Genomic DNA, 17,617 nt, shown 5'->3' with positions numbered 1-17,617 from the left:
CGGCGAGCTCGGCGACGCGGACTCGGACATCGCCGTGGGCCGAACGGTGCCGCGACCCCCGGCGGAAGCGCTACGGCCGCACCGTGGGTGTGCCGTCGGCCTCCGCCGTGGCCCGGGCGATGAGGAGGGCCACGTCGTCATGGTCTCCCGGGTGGCGCAAGGTGAGCAGGAGCTGATCGCAGGTCTCGTCCAACGACCGGTGGGGGTCGTCGAGGGCGCCGAGGAGTACCTCGAGGCGGGTGTCGATCGGCTCGTGGCGGGTCTCGACCAGACCGTCGGTGTAGAGGACGAGCTGGTCGCCCGGGCCCATGGCGAGGCTGGTGGTGTGGAAGGCGACGCCGCAGCCGCCCAGTGGTGCGCCCGTGGGCAGGTCGAGGAGCTCGCGCGTGCCGTCCGGGTGGAGGAGGACGGGCGGCAGGTGCCCGGCGAGGGAGAGGTGACAGCGCGCCGCTCGGGGGTCGTAGACGGCATAGACGCAGGTCGCGATCGTGTCGAGGCCCTCGGTGACATGGTCCAGGTGGTGCAGGACCTGGGCGGGGTCGAGGTCGAGATCGGCCAGCGTCCGGGTGGCGGTCCGCAGCTGGCCCATGCTGGCCGCGGCTGCGACTCCGCTGCCCATGACGTCGCCGACGACGAGGGCCGTCTTGTCGCCGCTCAGGGGGATCACGTCGAACCAGTCGCCGCCGATCTCCATGGTGGCCTGGGCGGGCCGGTAGCGGGTGGCGACCTCCAGGCCCGGCCGCCGCGGTGGTGTGCGGGGCAGCAGGCTGTGCTGGAGGGTGAGGGCGGTGTGGCGCTGCTCTTCCACGGCGCGGTGCCGCTCGGTGACGTCCACGCTGGAGGTGGCGACGCCCAGCACGTTCCCGTTGGGGGCCTCGAGCCGGTAGAACGAGATCGACCAGGCGTGATCGTGATCCGGGTCGGCCGGGGTACGGCCGACGGTGTACTGGTCCACGATAGGGATGCCGGTCGCCAGGACCTGGCGCATCGCCGCTTCGAACGACGCGTCCACCGCCGGGAGCACCTCATGGACGTACCGGCCGATGTGCTCGGCGGCCGGCACCCCGTTGAGGCGCTCCTCCGCCGGGTTGACCGAGACGTACCTCAGGTCGGTGTCCAGCACGCCCAGACCGATCGGCGACTGGGCGACGAGCCGGGCGGCCAGGGCGAGATCCCGTTCGACCTGCTGTACGGTCGCCTGGTCCGCGGCCAGGCCCAGGGCGTAGTACTCCTCCTGGGAGTCCAGCAGCCGCATGTTGCGAAACTCGACCATGCGCGTGCTGCCGTCCTTGTGCCGGACGGGGAACGTGCCGGCCCAGTTGCCCCTGCCCTCCATGACCTGGGCGAACATGTCCAGCACGGCCGGAACGTTCTCCTCGTGGAGGAGCAGGCGGGCCGCGAACTCGCCGAGCGCCTCCTCGGCGGTGTACCCGAACAGGTCCTCGGCCTGCGGGCTCCACAGGTCGATCCTGCCCTCGGAATCGAGGAGCACCGCCGCGACGCCCAGCACGTCGAGCAGGCCGCCCTGCCCGGGCTCAGCGGCCCGCGCCCCGTCAGCGTCGCCCCGCGAAGGCTCGATCGCACCCATACTCCGGACTCCTCCTGGTACTCCGGACTCCTCCCGGCCGCTGGAGGCCGTGGCCTCCTGCCTGGTCGGGGCGGTGTACCGGCGTCTGTCCTCACGGCCATCCCATCGTCGCCCCTCCACCGCCCATACGTGTGCGCCACGCTGTCGGGGGTGGTCGAGCTGTGCGGTGTGAAACCGGTCCTGGACCGCAGGCCGCGCGAGAAGTCCTGCGGCGAAGCGGGAGGGAGGAGGCCGCAGGCGTGGCGTCCGTCCTGACGTGGGACGCGGCGTCCTGACGTGGGACGTGGCGTCCTGGATCAGGATGCCGATCGTGTCAGCCAACTACGCCTGTTTCCGAGCGCCCTCCGGCAGCATCACCACGCTGCGCGAAGCCAGGTGTCGTCCATCGTCCGCCCGGGTGGGATCAGGCTTGCAGCCGGGCTCGGGCCGCTTTGGTCGTCCGGCGCTTGAGCGCGCGTCGCTCGTCCTCGGTGAGGCCGCCGCAGACGCCCATGTCCTGGCCCCCTTCGAGGGCCCACCGCAGGCAGTCGTTGAGAACCGGGCAGCCCCGGCACACCGCCTTGGCCTCCTCGACTTGGAGCAGGGCCGGGCCGCTGGTGCCGATGGGGAAGAACAGGTCCGGGTCTGCCTGCCGGCAGGCGGCCTGGTGACGCCAGTCCATCGTCGTGCCTCCGTTGCGTTGCCTTCCGGATGGGTCACTGCTCGCCTGGCCGGTATCGGCGGCTGTATGCAGGGGAACGGGCAATCGTCGGCCTGATTCGGAATCGGAACGTGCGGGACTCCGTTTGACGCACGCGTACGGGGTAGGCGGGCCGCATGTTCAGGCATCGACGTGTTCGTACGGCTGTTGTACTTGTGATCAGCTGGTTGGTATTGACCGGCGTCGAGCGCTGGGGTGAGGACGCTTCCTGGCGGTCGGCCCTGCTCAGCGGGCTGCTGTGGGGGGCCGTGGTCACCGGCGCCTGGTGGTTCGCCGAGTGGACGCAAGTGGGCCGCTCCCGGGGTGAACGGCCCGTAGGCGGCGCCGGTACCGCGCGCGTTCCGCGGATGGCGGAGGCGCGGGACGAGCAGACACCCGAGGGTCAGCATCGGAAAGGCTAGGCCGGACGTCCGGGGGTGCCGCCGGCGAACAGGGTGTCGAGCGCCGGGGTCCGTGGTGGCCCGGGGGCTCACTAGACTCCGATCATGAACCCGGAGATGATCTGCGGCCCGGCCGACGGGCCGGCCCTCCTCGACGCCGCGGGCCTGGCCTCCGACCCGAAGCGGACTGAGCGGTTCGCGCGGCCTGCGTACGAGATCCTCGCGGAGCTGGTACGGGGAGGCGCCGCGCTGGGCTGGGTGGAACCGCCCTCGCCGGACGAGGTCGCGGCGCTGCTCGACGACATCGTCTCCGCGGCGCGGGCGGGGGACGCGGCCCTGCGCGCCGCCCACCTCGACAACCGGCTCGTCGGCCTGGGCTACTGGCGTCGCTACACGCGGCAGACCCATCGCCCACACGCCGACCTGGAGAAACTCGCGGTGGACGCCACCGTCCACGGCCGTGGCGTCGGCCGTGCACTGACAGCCGCCTTGATCGAGGACGCCCGGACGGCCGGGATCGAGGTCCTCACCTTGGACGTCCGGGGTGACAATGCCGCGGCCCTTCGCCTGTACCGCTCGCTCGGCTTCACCGAGTACGGCCGTCTCCCCGACTTCGTGGCCGTCGGGGAGAAGCGGTACGACAAGGTCTTCTGCATGCTGGACCTCCGCAGGTAGCCGCCCCCGGTGGCTCCCCCCGGTGGCTCCCCCCGGTGGCTCCCCCCGGTGGCTCCCGCCCCGGGGGCGGGGGTCTACGGCGTGCCGGGGAGTCTGACCGTGGCGAGGAGACCGCCCTCGGGGCGGGAGGCGAGGTGGAGGGTCCCGCCGTGGGCGCGGACGACGCTGTCGACGCCCGATACGCGCGCGATACACGGACCCCCGGCGCGGAACTCCTGGCCTTCGCCCGTGCGATGCACGCCGAGGAACGGGCCGCCGGGCAGGTCGCCGTCCTCGGCCAGCCGCTCGCCGCCGGCCAGACCGCGCCCGCCCTCGCCGCAGCGACCTCGGCCGGGCTCGCGCTGTGGATCGAGGAACTGGAGGCCGTACTGCCCCGGCTGCTCGGGGCGACCCCCCCCTGGCCGCCCTCGACTCGCTCGAACAGCCGCCGTCTTCGCCGAGGCCCCTGCAAGGACTCGGCCCCCTCCCAGGCTCTCCGGGGCGTAGATACGGTGCTGACGGCGGGGGGCGGCCGGGGCGGAAGGATCGCCGGAGCGGGCAGTGCCGTGTGTGGTTTGCTGTCGCCCGGGAGCAGTACCCGACCCGTACGTACCGCTTCGGCCATGGAACGCTGGTTCGGCCGACGACGAGGGAGTCGTATATGACCACGGCGAAAGATCTTTTCACCCTTGCCATGGAACCCCGCCCGGAGGGTGCCGTGGGGCAGGGCGACCTCTCCTTGTCCCTCGCAGGTGCCGAACTGATCGATCTCCTGAGTACGCGGGCCATCGCCCTGGACGGAGACCTCATCGTGCCGGGCGCGCAGCACGTACCGGACGACCGGCTGATCGGCGCGGCGGCGTCGGCCCTCCTTCGGCAGCCACCGTACGAGCCCCTCGAGGACTGGCTGTGGCGCCGGGGCCGCGACCTCGCCGCCGCCTACCAGGCCGCGTTCGAGGAGGACGGTCTGCTGACACGCGCCCGGCGCGGCCGACTGCCTTTCGGGGCCGAGCGCATGGAGCTCGTCGACACTCCCGACCGGCTTCGGGCGCGGAGCCGCTGGGAGGAGGACGAGCCCGTCCTCGCGGCTCTCGCCGCGGCCGTCGGCATCCGCCGCGGCCCGGCCGAGGCCGAGGAGAAGGCGGAGGCCGAGGCCGAGACGGCGCCGGGCGGCGGAGCGGTGACGACCGTGCTGGCCGCGGTCAACGACGCGGTCCTGGAACTGGAAGCCGTCCGCCAGCGGCGGTCCATCGAGAACGCGGCCTTCGCCAACGTCTGGCGGGTCCCGTAGCCGTACCGCGTACGCCGCGCGACGAGCTCGGTTCCGTGCGCTCTGTCCCCGTCCTCTGTCCCCGTCCTCCGGTGCTCCGGAAGTGGTGCGCAGATGCTGTGTTCGGACGTGCATGGAACGGGCCGCGCCGGACACACGTATGCCAACTGGCCTGAACGCAGGAACAGTCGGGCCGCTCCCCGTCCCTACGTCACCGAGGAAGTGAGACGTCATGCCGCTGACATTCCGCAAGAGCTTCAGGATCCTGCCCGGCGTCCGGCTCAACATCAACCGCAAGTCGTGGTCGATCACCACCGGTGGCGGCAAGCACGGCCCGCGTCACACCCACAGCAGCACCGGACGCCGCACCACCTCGGTGGACCTGCCCGGCCCCTTCGGCTGGCGCAAGACCACCCGCAGCTGATCCGCGGGGTGTGTGCGGGCGTCCACGAACCCCCGGCCGGGCAGGCCGGGGGTTCGTTCCGCCGGGTAGCGCTGGGCGTGGACGAAGAACACCGGTAGACGACACGACCGTTGGACCCCCACGGGCAAGGATGCGGAATCGGCCCGCGGATGAGCGTGCGCAGGGGAAAGCATGCTCGTTCGCCCCGTCGGCCGAAGTTCCTCCCACCACACGTCCGACCGCGCGGGCACGGACGGTCAACGGGCCACAGCGGACTCGTGGTCTCGCCGCTCCTCAGGCGCGTTCGGCCTCGGAGGCGGTGATGGCGGGCTCACAACCGGTGGGCAGGAGCTCCGCCAGGAGGCGCACGGCCTCTTCGGCGGTGGCGACTTCGCCGATCACGGCGTAGGGCTCGCGTCGGCGAACCGTGAACCGCCCGTTGCGCAGGGGCTCGATCGACCCGCCCCACACAGTCCAGGGGTGGCCGGTGGAGCTGCCGAGGCCGAGGGCGAAGTGACTGGTGAACGGATAGAGCCGCCGGATTCGTGGTTGAGCGGCTGCGGCCTCCAGCAGGGGGACGATCGGGGGGAAGGGGCGGCCGGCCGCGCGGATCTTCTGCGCTTCCTGCCTCCACTGCCACGCGAGCAGGAGGGACTGCCACCTCGCCTCGACGAGGTCAACGGGCCCGCGGGCGCGTGCCGCGGCCATGTCCGGCATGACCGGTCTCGGAGGCAGGAGCGGCTGTCGGTCGGAGGCCTCGTTCTTCGCGTCCACGGTCACAGTCTCGCTGCCCGAGCCTGAGACCGGTACGTGTGATGTCCGGGCGGGCGACGCCGGTCCCCGGGCCGGAGCGCCCGGCACCGGACACGTGCCGGTCAGGCCGCGCGCCGGTCAGGAGGTGTTTCGCTCAGGCCGCGAAGCGGCGGTTGCCGGTGAGCGACCACACGGCGGAGATCCGGCCGTCCGTGACCGCGAACATGTCGATGCCGCTCTTGACGATGATGTCGCCGTCTCCGTCGGCGTGGCTCTCGATCCACCGGCAGGCCATCTCGCCGCGCTCGGTGTCGACCAGCGGTGCGGCGTCGGCGGCGAACGTCATGCCGGTGAGGGCTTGGCTGTTGGCCGTGATGAACGCCGTCAGTTCGTTCTGGCCGAACGTCTTGGCGGAGCCGGTGCCGTCGAAGTCGTCCGCGAAGTGCAGCCGGAAGTCGGGGGCGAGGATCTGCTCGGCGGGGGCGACGTCTCCGTTCCAGAGCGCCGTCCAGCCCTCCACCAGCCGGGTGCCGGCCTCCCGGGTCAGCGGAGCGGAGTCGGTGGTGGTGGGGGTCGTCGTCACAGGCATGAGTGCCCTCCGTGGTCGGTTCGTTGTGACTCAGCCTCCGGGCCGGGGGCGACAACCCCCTGTCGGTGTTTGGCCCTTGGAGCCGCGGCTCAAGCGAAACCGTAGAGCTTGTCAAGTGCGGCGAAATCCCAACCGGGGGTGTCCAGTTGGGACAGGTCCACCGGACGCGGTTCCGTCGTCTCCTCCAGAGCCCGCGCCTCGCGAATGCGGTCGAGGCGGAACCCCCGCACCGCGGAGCGCGCCCGGCACCAGCCGATGAGGTACCAGTGGTCGCCTCCGAGGAAGCCCAGGGGCTCGACGGTGCGGTCGGTGACCTCCTCGCCCCGCGCGTCGGCGTAGCACAGGTGCAGCAGCCGGCGGCTCGCGAGCGCCTCGAGCAGGGTGTGCGGGAGCGCGGAGGGCCGTACGGGGTTCACGGCGAGCCGTACCCGAGCGGCGAGTTCGCGCGCGGCCTGGCGTTCGCGCTGCGGCATGACGGCGAAGACCTTGTGCAGCGCCGAGCGGGCGTCCGCGGCGAACGGTGTCCCGGACAGTCCGTGCAGGGCGACGGCCAGGGCCGCGGCCTCGGACGGGGTGACGGTCAGGGGCGGCAGGGTGTGATCCTTGTCCACCACGTATCCGCCGCTGCGGCCCGGTTCGGCGTAGAGCGGCACTCCGGACTGCTGCAGGGCGCTGAGGTCGCGCTCGATGGTGCGGGTGCTGACGCCGAAGCGCTCCGCGAGCCACCGGGCGCTGCGCGGCCGGGGCGAGACCGCGCGCAACTCCTCCACGAGGGCGTACAGACGCTCGGTACGGTTCACAGGCAAGGACCGTAGCCGATGGGCGCCGTCGTAATCCGGTACCGGCCTGAACCCCCCGGCGCCGGGGGGCGGCGAGGCCGCGTACGTCGTCGCTGAGGGCGGTGGTGAGGCCGGTGAGGCCGGTGAGGCCGAGCGCGGGCTGTGGGGGGAGGGGCGAGGCGATCTCACGGATGGCCGATGTGCTGCAGGCCACGGCGCAGGGACCATCCCCGGCTGCCGCCGCGGTCTGGGCCGCAGTGCCCGCTCGCATGCTTGAGCGCCGGCTCGAAGAGGATTCCGCCTTCGCCGATGCCGTGGCGGGCGCCGCCGCTCTGGCGGAGGTACACGGGCTCGGACGAAGCGCGAGCCGATGCCCGCCAGGCTCCGGGTCGCATTGATCGCGATCAGCCGCGGCGAGAGCCGGCGGGACGCCGCCCGGCTCTCGGGCATTGCGGCATCCCGGTTCCAGGAGCTGTGACGCACGTCTCCGGCCATGGACGCGCTCGTGCGAGCGGCGCAGCGGGCCCGCCCGGCCAGGGGCCAGGGGCAGACACCTGCTCCCGTCCGCGGTCCGGCGTGTCCAGCCGCGTGCGTCCGGCTCCACGTACCAGAAGTACCGCCTCGTCCGCCGCGGCGACCCGACCGGGAGCCGATCCGGCGGCGGAGAACGGGTGACGGTGACCCGGCCCGGCCGCGGCCTGGTGGGCGGATGCGGCTAGACTGGCGGGAGCGAAGGGGAGTAGTCCTGCGATACCGCTGGTCGACACGCTGGATGTCCTTGGGCATCCCGGCCACCGGGCCCCACATCCTGGGGTGGACGAGACCTTCGGCTACGGCATGACCGAGCCCGCATCTCCGTGCGGGCTGCTTCGTCGTGCCGGGCCGAGTGGTTCTTCCCATCGCCCGCCCGGGTGCTGAAGGAGCTGGCGGTCCGGCCCCAGCAGAAAGACCCGGAATGACCTTCGACCCAGTGGCGATCCTCACCGCCTTCGGGCTGATCTTCCTCGCCGAGCTTCCCGACAAGACCATGTTCGCCTCGCTCGCCATGGGCACGCGCATGAGACCGCTGTACGTGTGGTTCGGCACCTCGACCGCGTTCATCGTGCACGTCGCCATCGCGGTGAGCGCCGGCAGCCTCCTCAGCCTGCTGCCGAACATGGCCGTCAAGCTCGTATCCGCCGCTCTGTTCGCGTTCGGCGCGTTCGTGCTGCTCCGCAGTGGAGACGACGACGAGGGTGACGCCGACGCGAAGATCGTGACGGGGTTCTGGCCCGTCTACACCACCGCGTTCATGGCCGTCTTCATCAGCGAGTGGGGTGATCTGACCCAGATCACCACCGCCAACCTCGCGGCCGCCAACGGATGGCTTCCCACCGCGATCGGCTCGGCCGTCGCCCTCATGTCCGTCTCCGCACTCGCCCTCGTGGCAGGGCAGTTCATCGCCAAGAGGGTGCCGCTGAAGACCGTCCAGCGCATCGGCGCGCTCTGCATGGCCGGCCTTGCCGTCTGGACCCTCATCGAGGCCTTCACCGGCTGAACCACGGTGCCCGCCGCCGTGCCCGCCCCGCCGGCCACGGTGCCGGCCGCCGTTCCTGCCGTGCCCGCCTGCCCGCCTGCCCGTCGTGCCCGTCGCCGTTCCAGGAGGCGGGCACGGCGTAGTCCGGCGCCGCCGGGCCCGCGGCCCTGACGCCTCTCGGGGGCGGTATCCCCGTCGGTGAGGTCGACTTCCACAACTCCCTCGCGGTGCCGCCCCTCGCGTCGGCTTCCCCGGCGACCGGACCATGGTCGACGGCACCCTGGACCCGTACGTCACCGTCCAGGACGACACGGTCCGGCTGCGCCCGCTCGACGCCTCCACCGTCCGCGTCCACACCTTCGGCCAGGATGGGCCAGTTCGTGGGGTGGACCGGGCCGGTCCGCGGCCGCCCCGAAGGCCCCGCCCCCGCCCCCCGCCCGCGTCCGCGTCCGCCTCAGGGTCCGGCCGGGGGCCGTCCGACCGGGCCGTCCGGCCCGATGCCGGGCGCCGACGCGCTCGCCCTCACCGGGCTGCCGAACGGCGACGGCCAACTCCTCGCGGTCGGCCGCGACGGGAACGCCTACCACGCCACCCGCGGCCGCGACGGGCCGCTGAACCGCGTGCCGGCCGGTTTCGTGCGGGCGGGCCTGCCTCCCGCCCGCAGGCCCGCCCGCAGGCCGCGTACCCGCCGCGGAGCCGGAGGCGTCCCACCGGGAGTTGCCCGTTCGACCAGCCCATGCTGCCCGCCCGGACCTGGCACCGGCAGTTCTCCGCAACGTATCCAGGGATGGTCCGACGAACCCACGCCACCAGGGGCCCCCTTGCGCCACCACGCCAGCGCCACAGCCGACGGGGCCGGACGTGCCGCGCACCGGCGGCCGCCCCGCGGGCGAGGGGGAACCGCGGCGACACGGACACACCCCCGTACGGGCCGGGCCCGCGCCTGCCCGTATCCACTCCTGAGCAGGGAACATCTTGCGAAAATTGCCAAAGAAGGCGTACGCCGCCCCCGTTGCCCTGGCGGCCGCCGTCGCCCTGACGGCGGGCATGACCGGCCCCGCGACGGCACAGCCCGGCGGCCCCGACACCGGGCCCCCGGCCTCAGCCAACGGCCTCGGGGCGGCCGGCAAGACCGTGCACACCGTCACCCTGGTCACCGGCGACCGGGTTCTCGTGGACTCCCGCGGCCGGGTCGGCGGCATCCAGCGGGCCAAGGGCCGTGAGGACATACCCTTCTTCACCCAGGTCCACGACGGCCGCACCTACGTGGTGCCGCGTGACGCCCGGAAGCTCATCGCCGACGGCACGCTGGACCAGCGGCTGTTCGACATCACCGAACTCGCCAAGCCCGAGAGCCGCGAGGCCCACCGGGCCGGGCTCAAGGTGATCGTCGGATACCGCGGAGCCGCGGCCCAGGCGGCCCGCGCGGAAGTACGCTCCTCCGACGGCACCACCGTCCGCCGGACCCTGTCGGCCCTCGACGCCGACGCCGTCACCAGCGTCACCAGCGCCACCGACAGGACGGGCGCACTGTGGGACGCCCTCACCCGCCCGCAGGGCGACGGTACGGCCACCACCACCTCCGGCATCGCGCGGATCTGGCTGGACGGCGTACGGAAGGCGTCGCTCGACCGCAGCACCGGCAAGATCGGCGCCCCGGCCGCCTGGGCCCGTTCGTTCGACGGCACCGGTGTGAAGATCGCCGTCGCGGACTCCGGGATCGACGCGACCCATCCGGACCTGGCGGGCCGCGTGGTCGCGGAACGCAACTTCAGCGCCTCCCCGGACGCCGGGGACCGCGTCGGGCACGGCACCCACGTGGCCTCCATCGCGGCCGGTACGGGGACCAAGGACGCCCGGTTCAAGGGCGTGGCACCCGGTGCGCAGCTGATCAACGCCAAGGTGCTGGACGACCGGGGCAGCGGCGACGACTCCGGCATCATCGCCGGGGTCGACTGGGCCGTGGCCCAGGGCGCCGACATCATCAACATGAGCCTGGGCGGCCCCGACACCCCCGGCATCGACCCGATGGAAGCCCAGATCAACAAGCTCTCCGCGGAGAAGGGCATCCTGTTCGCCGTCGCCGCGGGTAACAGCGGGCCGATACGGGGCACGGTCGACTCCCCGGGCAGCGCCGACGCGGCCCTGACCGTCGGCGCCGTCGACGACGACGACGCCATCGCCTACTTCTCCGGAGTCGGACCCCGCACCGGGGACAACGCCGTCAAGCCCGACATCACCGCACCGGGCGTGGAGATCACGGCAGCCGCCGCGGAGGGCTCCGCGGGGCAGGACCCGCTCGGATACGTCAGCAAGAGCGGTACGTCGATGGCCACCCCGCACGTCGCGGGCGCCGCCGCGATCCTCAAGCAGAGGAACCCCGCCTGGACGGGCGAACGGATCAAGGCCGCCCTGACGGGATCCGCCAAGGACGGTGCCCACTCGGTCTTCCAGCAGGGCGCCGGCCGCCTCGCGGTCGACCGGGCGATCGACCAGAGCGTCGTCTCCGAACCGGCCTCGATCAGCCTGGGCACCCAGCAGTGGCCCCATACCGACGACACGCCCGTCACCCAGCAGGTGACGTACCGCAACAACGGCGCCGCCGAAGTGACGCTGGACCTGTCACTCGCAGCGTCCACCGGCGGCGACGCACAGCCCGCCCCGGCCGGGTTCTTCACGCTCGGAGCGCAGCGGATCACCGTCCCGGCGGGCGGCAGCGCCACCGTGGACCTGACGGCCGACACCCGGCTCGGCGCCGCGGTCGACGGCTCGTACGCGACCACGGTCGTCGCCTCCGGGGGCGGCCAGAGCGTGCGCACCGCGGCAGCCGTGGAGCGCGAGGTCGAGTCGTACGACGTCACCTTCAAGACCCTCGGACGGGACGGCGCGCCCAGCACCTCCTGGCAGGCCGACCTGAAGGGCTACGAAGGCCTCGCCACGGGCCGGCGGAGCTTCCCGGACCTGTCGTCCGGCTCCGGCACGGTCCGCCTGCCCCGCGGGACCTACAACCTCTCGGCCGACATGCTGGTCGACCCCACGGCCCCGCGGAAGGGCGCCGACCTCATCAACCACCCGCAGCTCACGGTGACCGGCCCCACCACCGTCACCCTCGACGCCCGGACGACCCGGCCGGTGACGGTCAAGGTGCCGGACGCGAAGGCCCGCTCGACGCGCGCCGGGATGATGTACACCCTGAGCACGCCCGAGACGTACATCATCGAGGGAGTCGAGCTCACCACCTTCGACGACCTGCGCACCGGCTACCTGGGCTCCCCGATGGCCGACGGCGCCCTCACCCAGCAGTGGTCCGCCAACTGGGAGCGCGGCACGACGGAGTACAACGTCCTCACGGGCGGCCCGGTCCGCGAGCTGGCCACCGGCTACGGCAAGACGTACAGGACCAAGGACATGGCCCTGGTGAAGGCGAGGATCGGGTCCTCCGTACCCGGCCTCGAAGGCGCCCTCGCGGCGCACGGCGTCCTGGACAACGGGGGCGGCGTCGAGGCGCCGTACTCGGTGCTGTCGGCGCCGGGGGCGCGGAACGTGTACCTGTCCACGGGTGACGGGGCCGCCTGGAACATCGCCGCGGGCATCCTGGGCGAGACGGACCCGGCGGGCTTCCGGAGGTTCGACTCGCTCCACTACCTCAACGAGTCGCGGCGGTTCGCGGCGGGGAAGACCTACACCGAGGACTTCAACACCGGTGTGCTGGGACCGCTGATGAACGAGAACGACGGGATCGTGCGCGACGGCGACGACATCCACGGGTCGTTGATGCTGGCCGGTGACGGGGCGGGTCACTCAGGCTTCGCCCGGTACGCGGGCGCGAGCACCACCATCCACCGCGACGGCGTGCCGTACACGAAGAAGGACGCCGCCATCGACCAGGCGTCCTTCACGCTGCCGGCGGAGTCCGCCACGTACACGGTGGAGACCACGATCAACCGGAACCCGACGTACAACCGCGCCGGGACCCGGATCGACGCCTCGTGGACCTTCACCTCGGCCCGCACCGACAGCCCGACGAAGCTGCCGGTCTCCACGGTCCGCTTCCAGCCGAAGCTCGCGCCGGACTCCACCGCCCCGGCGGGCGCCAAGCAGACCTTCCCCGTCGTGGTGCAGGGCGCGGCGGCGGGCGCCGACCTGAAGGCCCTGGAGGTCCTGGTGTCGTACGACGGTACGAAGTGGACGCCTGCCCCGGTCAGCGCGAACAAGATCACGGTACGCGCTCCGGAGAAGGGCAAGGCGATCTCGCTGAAGGCCGTCGTCACGGACAAGCAGGAAAACCGGTCGACGGTCACGATCCACAACGCCTACTTCGGCAAGTGAGCCACCCCGGGCCGCGACGCGCGACGCGCGGGCCGCGACCCGCGGGCCGTGACGAGGCGGGACACGGCCCGGGATGAGCGCGTAAGGGCGGCCCGCCGGAACTCCGGTTCCGGCGGGCCCGCCGCCTGGGGGCGGGCTCCCGGTGCCGGGCACGCTCGGCCACCTCTCGGCGCGGTGCGCACTGCGCACTGCGCACTGCGGCGAGATCGGCCCACCGGCGGCGACCGGCGGGCCGTGGTGTGGCCCCCACCTGGCCGTCGTCTGGCACCGGGTCCAGCCCGTGCGGGGGCTTCCGGCGGGTGTCATGCTGGGAAGCGGGGGAACCGGGCCTGCGGAGGTTCACAGCGATGGCTACGAGTGAGACGGCCACCACGGTCGGCGGCGGGCCCCGGCTCTCGGTCGCGGAGCGGGCGGCAGCCGGCAGGGCCGCCCGGCGGAAGGCCCCGCGGTCCGCCCACGGAACGTTCGAGCCCCCGCCGCACCGGGCGGACGCGGTGGACGTGATCACGCGGCAGTCCGGCACCAGGCTGCAGGAGCTGATCCCGATCCGCTACGGCCGGATGGCGCAGTCACCGTTCCGCTTCTACCGCGGTGCCGCCGCGGTCATGGCGGCCGATCTGGCCGGCACGCCCGACTCGGGCATCCGGGTCCAGCTGTGCGGCGACGCGCACATGATGAACTTCCGGCTGCTCGGCTCCCCGGAACGCAACCTGCTGTTCGACATCAACGACTTCGACGAGACGCTGCCCGGCCCGTGGGAATGGGACGTCAAGCGGCTGGCGGCCAGCCTCGTCATCGCCGGGCGCGAGAACGGCTTCTCCGACGGCGAGCGCGCGGAGATCGTACGGTCCGCGGTGCGCGCCTACCGCGAGCGGATGCGCGGCTTCGCCCGGATGGGCAACCTTGACGTCTGGTACGCGAGGGTGGACGAGACCAACCTGCACGCGCTGGCGCAGGGCGCGCTCCACACGCGCGGCCGCAAGAACGTCTCCGAGGCCCTGAGCAAGGCGCGCGGGCGCGACAGCCGGCAGGCCTTCGAGAAGCTCACCGAGGTGGCCGACGGCCACCGCCGCTTCGCCGCCGTCCCGCAGCTGATCACGCCGATCTCCCAACTGATGCCGGACCAGGAGCGCGAGGCGCTCGACGGGCAGATCCGGGCCCTGGTCGAGGGGTACGGGGACAGCCTCCAGACGGACCGCAGGCACCTGCTGAGGCAGTTCAGCGTGGTCGACATGGCACGCAAGGTGGTGGGAGTCGGCAGCGTCGGCATGCGCTGCTGGGTGATACTGCTGATGGGCCGCGACGGGGAGGATCCGCTGATCCTCCAGGCCAAGGAGGCCGGGGAGTCCGTGCTCGCTCCGTACGCGGGCGCCGGCGAATACGGCACCCAGGGCGAACGGGTCGTCGCCGGCCAGCGCGTGATGCAGGCCGCCAGCGACATCTTCCTCGGCTGGCAGCGGGTGCAGGGCATCGACGACCGCGAACGGGACTTCTACGTACGCCAGTTGCGCGACTGGAAGGGGATCGCGGAACCCTCCCGGATGGAGCCGCGCGGCATGCGGGTCTTCGCCGGCCTGTGCGGCGTCACCCTGGCCCGGGCCCACGCGCGGTCCGGAGACCGTGTCGCCATCGCCGCCTACCTCGGCCGCCGCGACGTCTTCGACCAGGCCGTCGCGCGGTTCGCGGAAAGTTACGCCGACCGGAACGAGCGCGACCACCAGGCCCTGACGGACGCGATCGGCTCGGGCCGGCTGGCCGCCGTCACGGCGTGAACCCGAGCCGAGCCGAGCCGCCTCCGCATCGCTGCAAGGTGGCGGACGGCGCCGCGTGGACGCAACTGGGAGGATCCGTCCACGGGCCAGGACGACGACACCGACGAAACGCCGGCCCCGCACGTGGTGGCCTTCCTCACGGCGAGGCTCCGGGAGGACTCCGGGAGGACTGGAACCATGCCCGTGACGCCACCGTCCGCCGACCGCCTGGTCCAGCACGGAAACCGCCTGTACGCGCAGACACTCGACCGCATCGCGGCGATCCCGCTCGACTGAGATCGACAGCCGACTCATCCGGCCAAGTCCTGCCCCAAGTGGCCTGGAAAGGCCATGCACCAGGATCCGCGAATCGAGATCAAGCCTGCGTGAGGTAAGGATGGGTGCATCGTCGTCGTCACCGCTCGCTTTCTCTCATGCTCATGGCTGCAAGATGACCGGGGAAGCATTCAGCAGAAAGTACGTGAAGCTTGCGAACAACCATCAGGCTGACCGCTGACGGAACCGCGTTCCGCGGACGGCTCACCCCTTCACAGGCCGACGCCATGGTCGAGGCGTTGCAGCTGCTCAGGAGCAGGGACTTCTCCGACACGGCGATCGTCATGCAGCTCAACGCGGACCGTGCGGAGATCGGCAGGCTGATCGAGAGGCTCGCCGGCGACCACGAGACGTCGCGTGACTACACCCTGAATCTGCACGACCTGCACGTCATCCACGCAGCGCTGACCGCGGTTGCCACGACGTTCATCTCGGACAGAGGATTCTCGGAAGAGGGCTTCCACGTGCGAACGAGTTTCTTCCGGGAGAACTTCGACGCCCTCGCCCTGAGCCTCGTACAGGCGGTGTCGGACGCCACCCCGACGCAGTAGTCCACACGTGGGCAACACCACGCGGACCCGGTGATGACGACCGGCCGGATCGGCGCGACCCGCTCTGCGGTAAGGCCTCCGGGGGCCCCAAACGGCAGGGCCTCCGCCGACGCGGGACTGTCTAGGGTGGGGGCATGCCCTCTCTCGCTGTCGGTCCGGGCCCGCGGTCCGGCGATGTACCGCTTGATCGCCGGATGCCTTCCGGGGTTGACCGGGTGATCACGTGGCTGTCGTACTGGTGGGTGGCTGCTCCCCTCGTCCTGCTCACCCCTGTCACACTCGTTCCTGCCGTGCGGCGCCCAGCACGCACGCCCTAGGCCCGCCTGACGCGCAGGGCTCGGCGGCCGATGCGCGGCCCCCGGCCGACACCTACCTCAGGCTTCGGCGATCCATTGGGCGAGGGACGTCAGGGTGGTCTCCACGCTGTTCGTCATGTAGTCGCGGAGCGCGTCGAGGTCGCCGCGGGTGGTGCCGAGCACGGGGTCGAGACGCAGCAGTTGCCAGGACTGCTCGACGACGGTTCCGCGCCCCTGGGGGCGGCAGCTCCAGCTCCATCGCACGATGCCGTCGTCGACGCCGCCGACCACGAAGACGAAGGCGGCGCCGGGATCGGCCCGTACGACCTGGGAGCGAGTGGTCCACTCCCTGCCGTCTTTGTGATTGCGGCCGCTGAACCAGGCCCCGACCCGGGGCCCGGCGTCTTGGTCGAACGTGACATCGGTGGCGTTGGGGCTCCAGCGGCTGATCGCCGATACGTCACTGACGAGGTCATAGACATGGGCGGGCTCGGCATCGACCCATGCGCGCCGGGCGAAGGCGAAGTCCGATGCGTCCAGAACCGCGAAGGGGTCGTGCTCGCTGGTGGCGGTGCTCAAGGGGTGCTCCTGGGAGTGTGAGGTGGTGCAGGGGACGGGCGGGCATCGCCTACGTCATCACCGGTCCCCGCGGGGAGCCAGACCCGCTGGTGCCTATCCCCGCCAGGGTCAGGCCGCGCGGCGGGGTTCGACCCATACTCGGATCCATGAACGGAAAAGTGCGGCTCGGGGACTTCCTGCGGACACGGCGCTCCCAGCTGCTGCCCGAGGAGATCGGGGTGCCCACCTACGGGGAGCGTCGGCGCGTGCCGGGGCTTCGGCGCGAGGAGTTGGCACTGCTGGCGGGCGTGAGCGTCTCGTACTACACCAGGCTGGAACAGGGGCAGTCCTTGAACGCCTCGCCGCAGGTGCTGGACGCGGTCGCCCGGGCCCTGCGGCTCGAGGAGACCGAGCGCCTGCACCTCCACGACCTGGCCCGGTCGGCGGCGGGTCCTGTCCGAGGCCGGCGGCCCGCGCCGGAACGGGTGGCGCAGGCGACCGGCCAGTTGCTGGAGGTGCTGGACCACGTTCCGGCGATCGTGACGGGCCGCCGCAGTGACGTCCTGGCGTGGAACCCGCTGGGTCACGCGCTGTTCGCCGGACACCTGGACCCGGACGCCGCGGACCGGTCGGCGGAGCGGCCCAACATGGCCCGACTGGTGTTCCTCGACGCGCACACGCGTGACCTGTACGCGGACTGGCCGGCCAAGGCCAGGGCCGTGGTGGGGAACCTGCGCCTGGTGGCGGGCCAGTACCCGGACGACACCGCCCTTCACGCGCTGGTGGGTGAACTGAGTTCGAAGAGCCCGGACTTCGCCTCGATGTGGGCCGACCACCGGGTGAAGGCGTGCGCCGTAGCCACCTACGAGATGCGACATCCGCTGGTCGGCCCACTGACCGTCACCCAGCAGACCCTGAGCCAGGGCCAAGGTCCTGGTCCGGGGCAGAACATCGTGGTCGCCACCACGGCGGCCGACTCACCCGCGCGGACCGCGCTGGCCTTGCTCGCCCAGATTGGCCGGCCGGGTGACCCGGCGCGACCGGGAACCCTGGCCGACACGGGCCGACCCGCCACCACCGGCTGACCGCACCTCACCGAGACCGCAGCACCCCCGTATCCCGGTATCCCGGTATCCCGGGCCCGCGTATCCCCGTATCCCCGGC

General features: G+C 72.2%; 15 protein-coding genes. 9 read left to right on the top strand and 6 right to left on the bottom strand.

Going from position 1 to position 17,617, the window contains the following annotated elements; genetic code table 11:
- Positions 1 to 70: 70 nt before the first annotated feature.
- Together OTB16_RS18930 and OTB16_RS18925 are read right to left on the bottom strand one after the other, a co-directional pair.
- Positions 71 to 1,588 (bottom strand): SpoIIE family protein phosphatase, encoded by a 1,518-nt coding sequence (locus tag OTB16_RS18930; protein ID WP_267721394.1) that lies wholly within the window; start codon positions 1,586 to 1,588, stop codon positions 71 to 73.
- A gap of 403 nt (positions 1,589 to 1,991) precedes the next feature.
- Entirely contained in the window at positions 1,992 to 2,249 is a 258-nt protein-coding gene (locus OTB16_RS18925) for a WhiB family transcriptional regulator (RefSeq protein ID WP_267721393.1), read from the bottom strand.
- 524 nt (positions 2,250 to 2,773) lie between these two features.
- On the opposite strand from OTB16_RS18925, the gene OTB16_RS18920 reads away from it, so the two are divergent.
- The 4 genes from OTB16_RS18920 to OTB16_RS18905 all read left to right on the top strand — a co-directional run bounded on the left by OTB16_RS18920 (position 2,774) and on the right by OTB16_RS18905 (position 5,016).
- Positions 2,774 to 3,343, top strand: a complete 570-nt coding sequence (locus OTB16_RS18920; protein WP_267721392.1) for a GNAT family N-acetyltransferase — start codon at positions 2,774 to 2,776, stop codon at positions 3,341 to 3,343.
- Between the two features lie 134 nt (positions 3,344 to 3,477).
- Positions 3,478 to 3,987 (top strand): hypothetical protein, encoded by a 510-nt coding sequence (locus OTB16_RS18915; RefSeq protein WP_324290853.1) that lies wholly within the window; start codon positions 3,478 to 3,480, stop codon positions 3,985 to 3,987.
- Positions 3,984 to 4,613 carry a GPP34 family phosphoprotein gene (locus tag OTB16_RS18910; protein WP_267721391.1) on the top strand — a complete coding sequence of 210 codons (630 nt, stop codon included), beginning with the start codon at positions 3,984 to 3,986 and terminating at the stop codon, positions 4,611 to 4,613. The genes OTB16_RS18915 and OTB16_RS18910 overlap by 4 nt, the downstream gene beginning before the upstream one ends.
- A 211-nt stretch (positions 4,614 to 4,824) precedes the next feature.
- Positions 4,825 to 5,016 (top strand): DUF4236 domain-containing protein, encoded by a 192-nt coding sequence (locus OTB16_RS18905; protein ID WP_267721390.1) that lies wholly within the window; start codon positions 4,825 to 4,827, stop codon positions 5,014 to 5,016.
- A gap of 273 nt (positions 5,017 to 5,289) precedes the next feature.
- Here the strand turns inward: OTB16_RS18905 and OTB16_RS18900 are convergent, their stop codons facing one another.
- From OTB16_RS18900 to OTB16_RS18890, 3 genes are all read right to left on the bottom strand, one after another.
- Entirely contained in the window at positions 5,290 to 5,769 is a 480-nt protein-coding gene (locus tag OTB16_RS18900) for a DUF6193 family natural product biosynthesis protein (RefSeq protein WP_267721389.1), read from the bottom strand.
- Between the two features lie 133 nt (positions 5,770 to 5,902).
- Positions 5,903 to 6,337, bottom strand: a complete 435-nt coding sequence (locus OTB16_RS18895) for a nuclear transport factor 2 family protein (protein ID WP_267721388.1) — start codon at positions 6,335 to 6,337, stop codon at positions 5,903 to 5,905.
- Between the two features lie 89 nt (positions 6,338 to 6,426).
- Positions 6,427 to 7,137 (bottom strand): helix-turn-helix transcriptional regulator, encoded by a 711-nt coding sequence (locus OTB16_RS18890; RefSeq protein ID WP_267721387.1) that lies wholly within the window; start codon positions 7,135 to 7,137, stop codon positions 6,427 to 6,429.
- A 934-nt stretch (positions 7,138 to 8,071) separates the two neighbouring features.
- Here OTB16_RS18890 and OTB16_RS18885 point away from each other — a divergent pair.
- From OTB16_RS18885 to OTB16_RS18870, 4 genes are all read left to right on the top strand, one after another.
- The gene (locus tag OTB16_RS18885; RefSeq protein WP_267721386.1) at positions 8,072 to 8,653 is read left to right on the top strand and encodes a TMEM165/GDT1 family protein; all 582 of its coding nucleotides are present in this window, start codon (positions 8,072 to 8,074) and stop codon (positions 8,651 to 8,653) included.
- Between the two features lie 1,026 nt (positions 8,654 to 9,679).
- A complete protein-coding gene (locus OTB16_RS18880) occupies positions 9,680 to 12,961 on the top strand; it encodes a S8 family peptidase (RefSeq protein WP_420717740.1) in 3,282 nt (1,093 codons plus the stop codon).
- A gap of 347 nt (positions 12,962 to 13,308) precedes the next feature.
- Positions 13,309 to 14,733: a DUF2252 domain-containing protein gene (locus OTB16_RS18875; RefSeq protein ID WP_267721384.1), complete on the top strand. Its 1,425-nt coding sequence runs from the start codon at positions 13,309 to 13,311 to the stop codon at positions 14,731 to 14,733.
- 467 nt (positions 14,734 to 15,200) lie between these two features.
- The gene (locus OTB16_RS18870) at positions 15,201 to 15,599 is read left to right on the top strand and encodes a hypothetical protein (RefSeq protein WP_267721383.1); all 399 of its coding nucleotides are present in this window, start codon (positions 15,201 to 15,203) and stop codon (positions 15,597 to 15,599) included.
- Positions 15,600 to 15,973: 374 nt separating this feature from the next.
- Here the strand turns inward: OTB16_RS18870 and OTB16_RS18865 are convergent, their stop codons facing one another.
- Complete coding sequence (locus OTB16_RS18865) at positions 15,974 to 16,474, bottom strand: SRPBCC family protein (protein ID WP_267721382.1); 501 nt, start codon at positions 16,472 to 16,474, stop codon at positions 15,974 to 15,976.
- Between the two features lie 146 nt (positions 16,475 to 16,620).
- Here OTB16_RS18865 and OTB16_RS18860 point away from each other — a divergent pair, with 146 nt between their 5' ends.
- Positions 16,621 to 17,538: a helix-turn-helix domain-containing protein gene (locus tag OTB16_RS18860; RefSeq protein ID WP_267721381.1), complete on the top strand. Its 918-nt coding sequence runs from the start codon at positions 16,621 to 16,623 to the stop codon at positions 17,536 to 17,538.
- Positions 17,539 to 17,617: the final 79 nt, after the last annotated feature.

It is taken from the genome of Streptomyces antarcticus (assembly GCF_026627255.1).
Classification (GTDB): Bacteria; Actinomycetota; Actinomycetes; order Streptomycetales; family Streptomycetaceae; genus Streptomyces; species Streptomyces antarcticus.
This window is presented reverse-complemented; position numbering and strand designations above follow the sequence as displayed.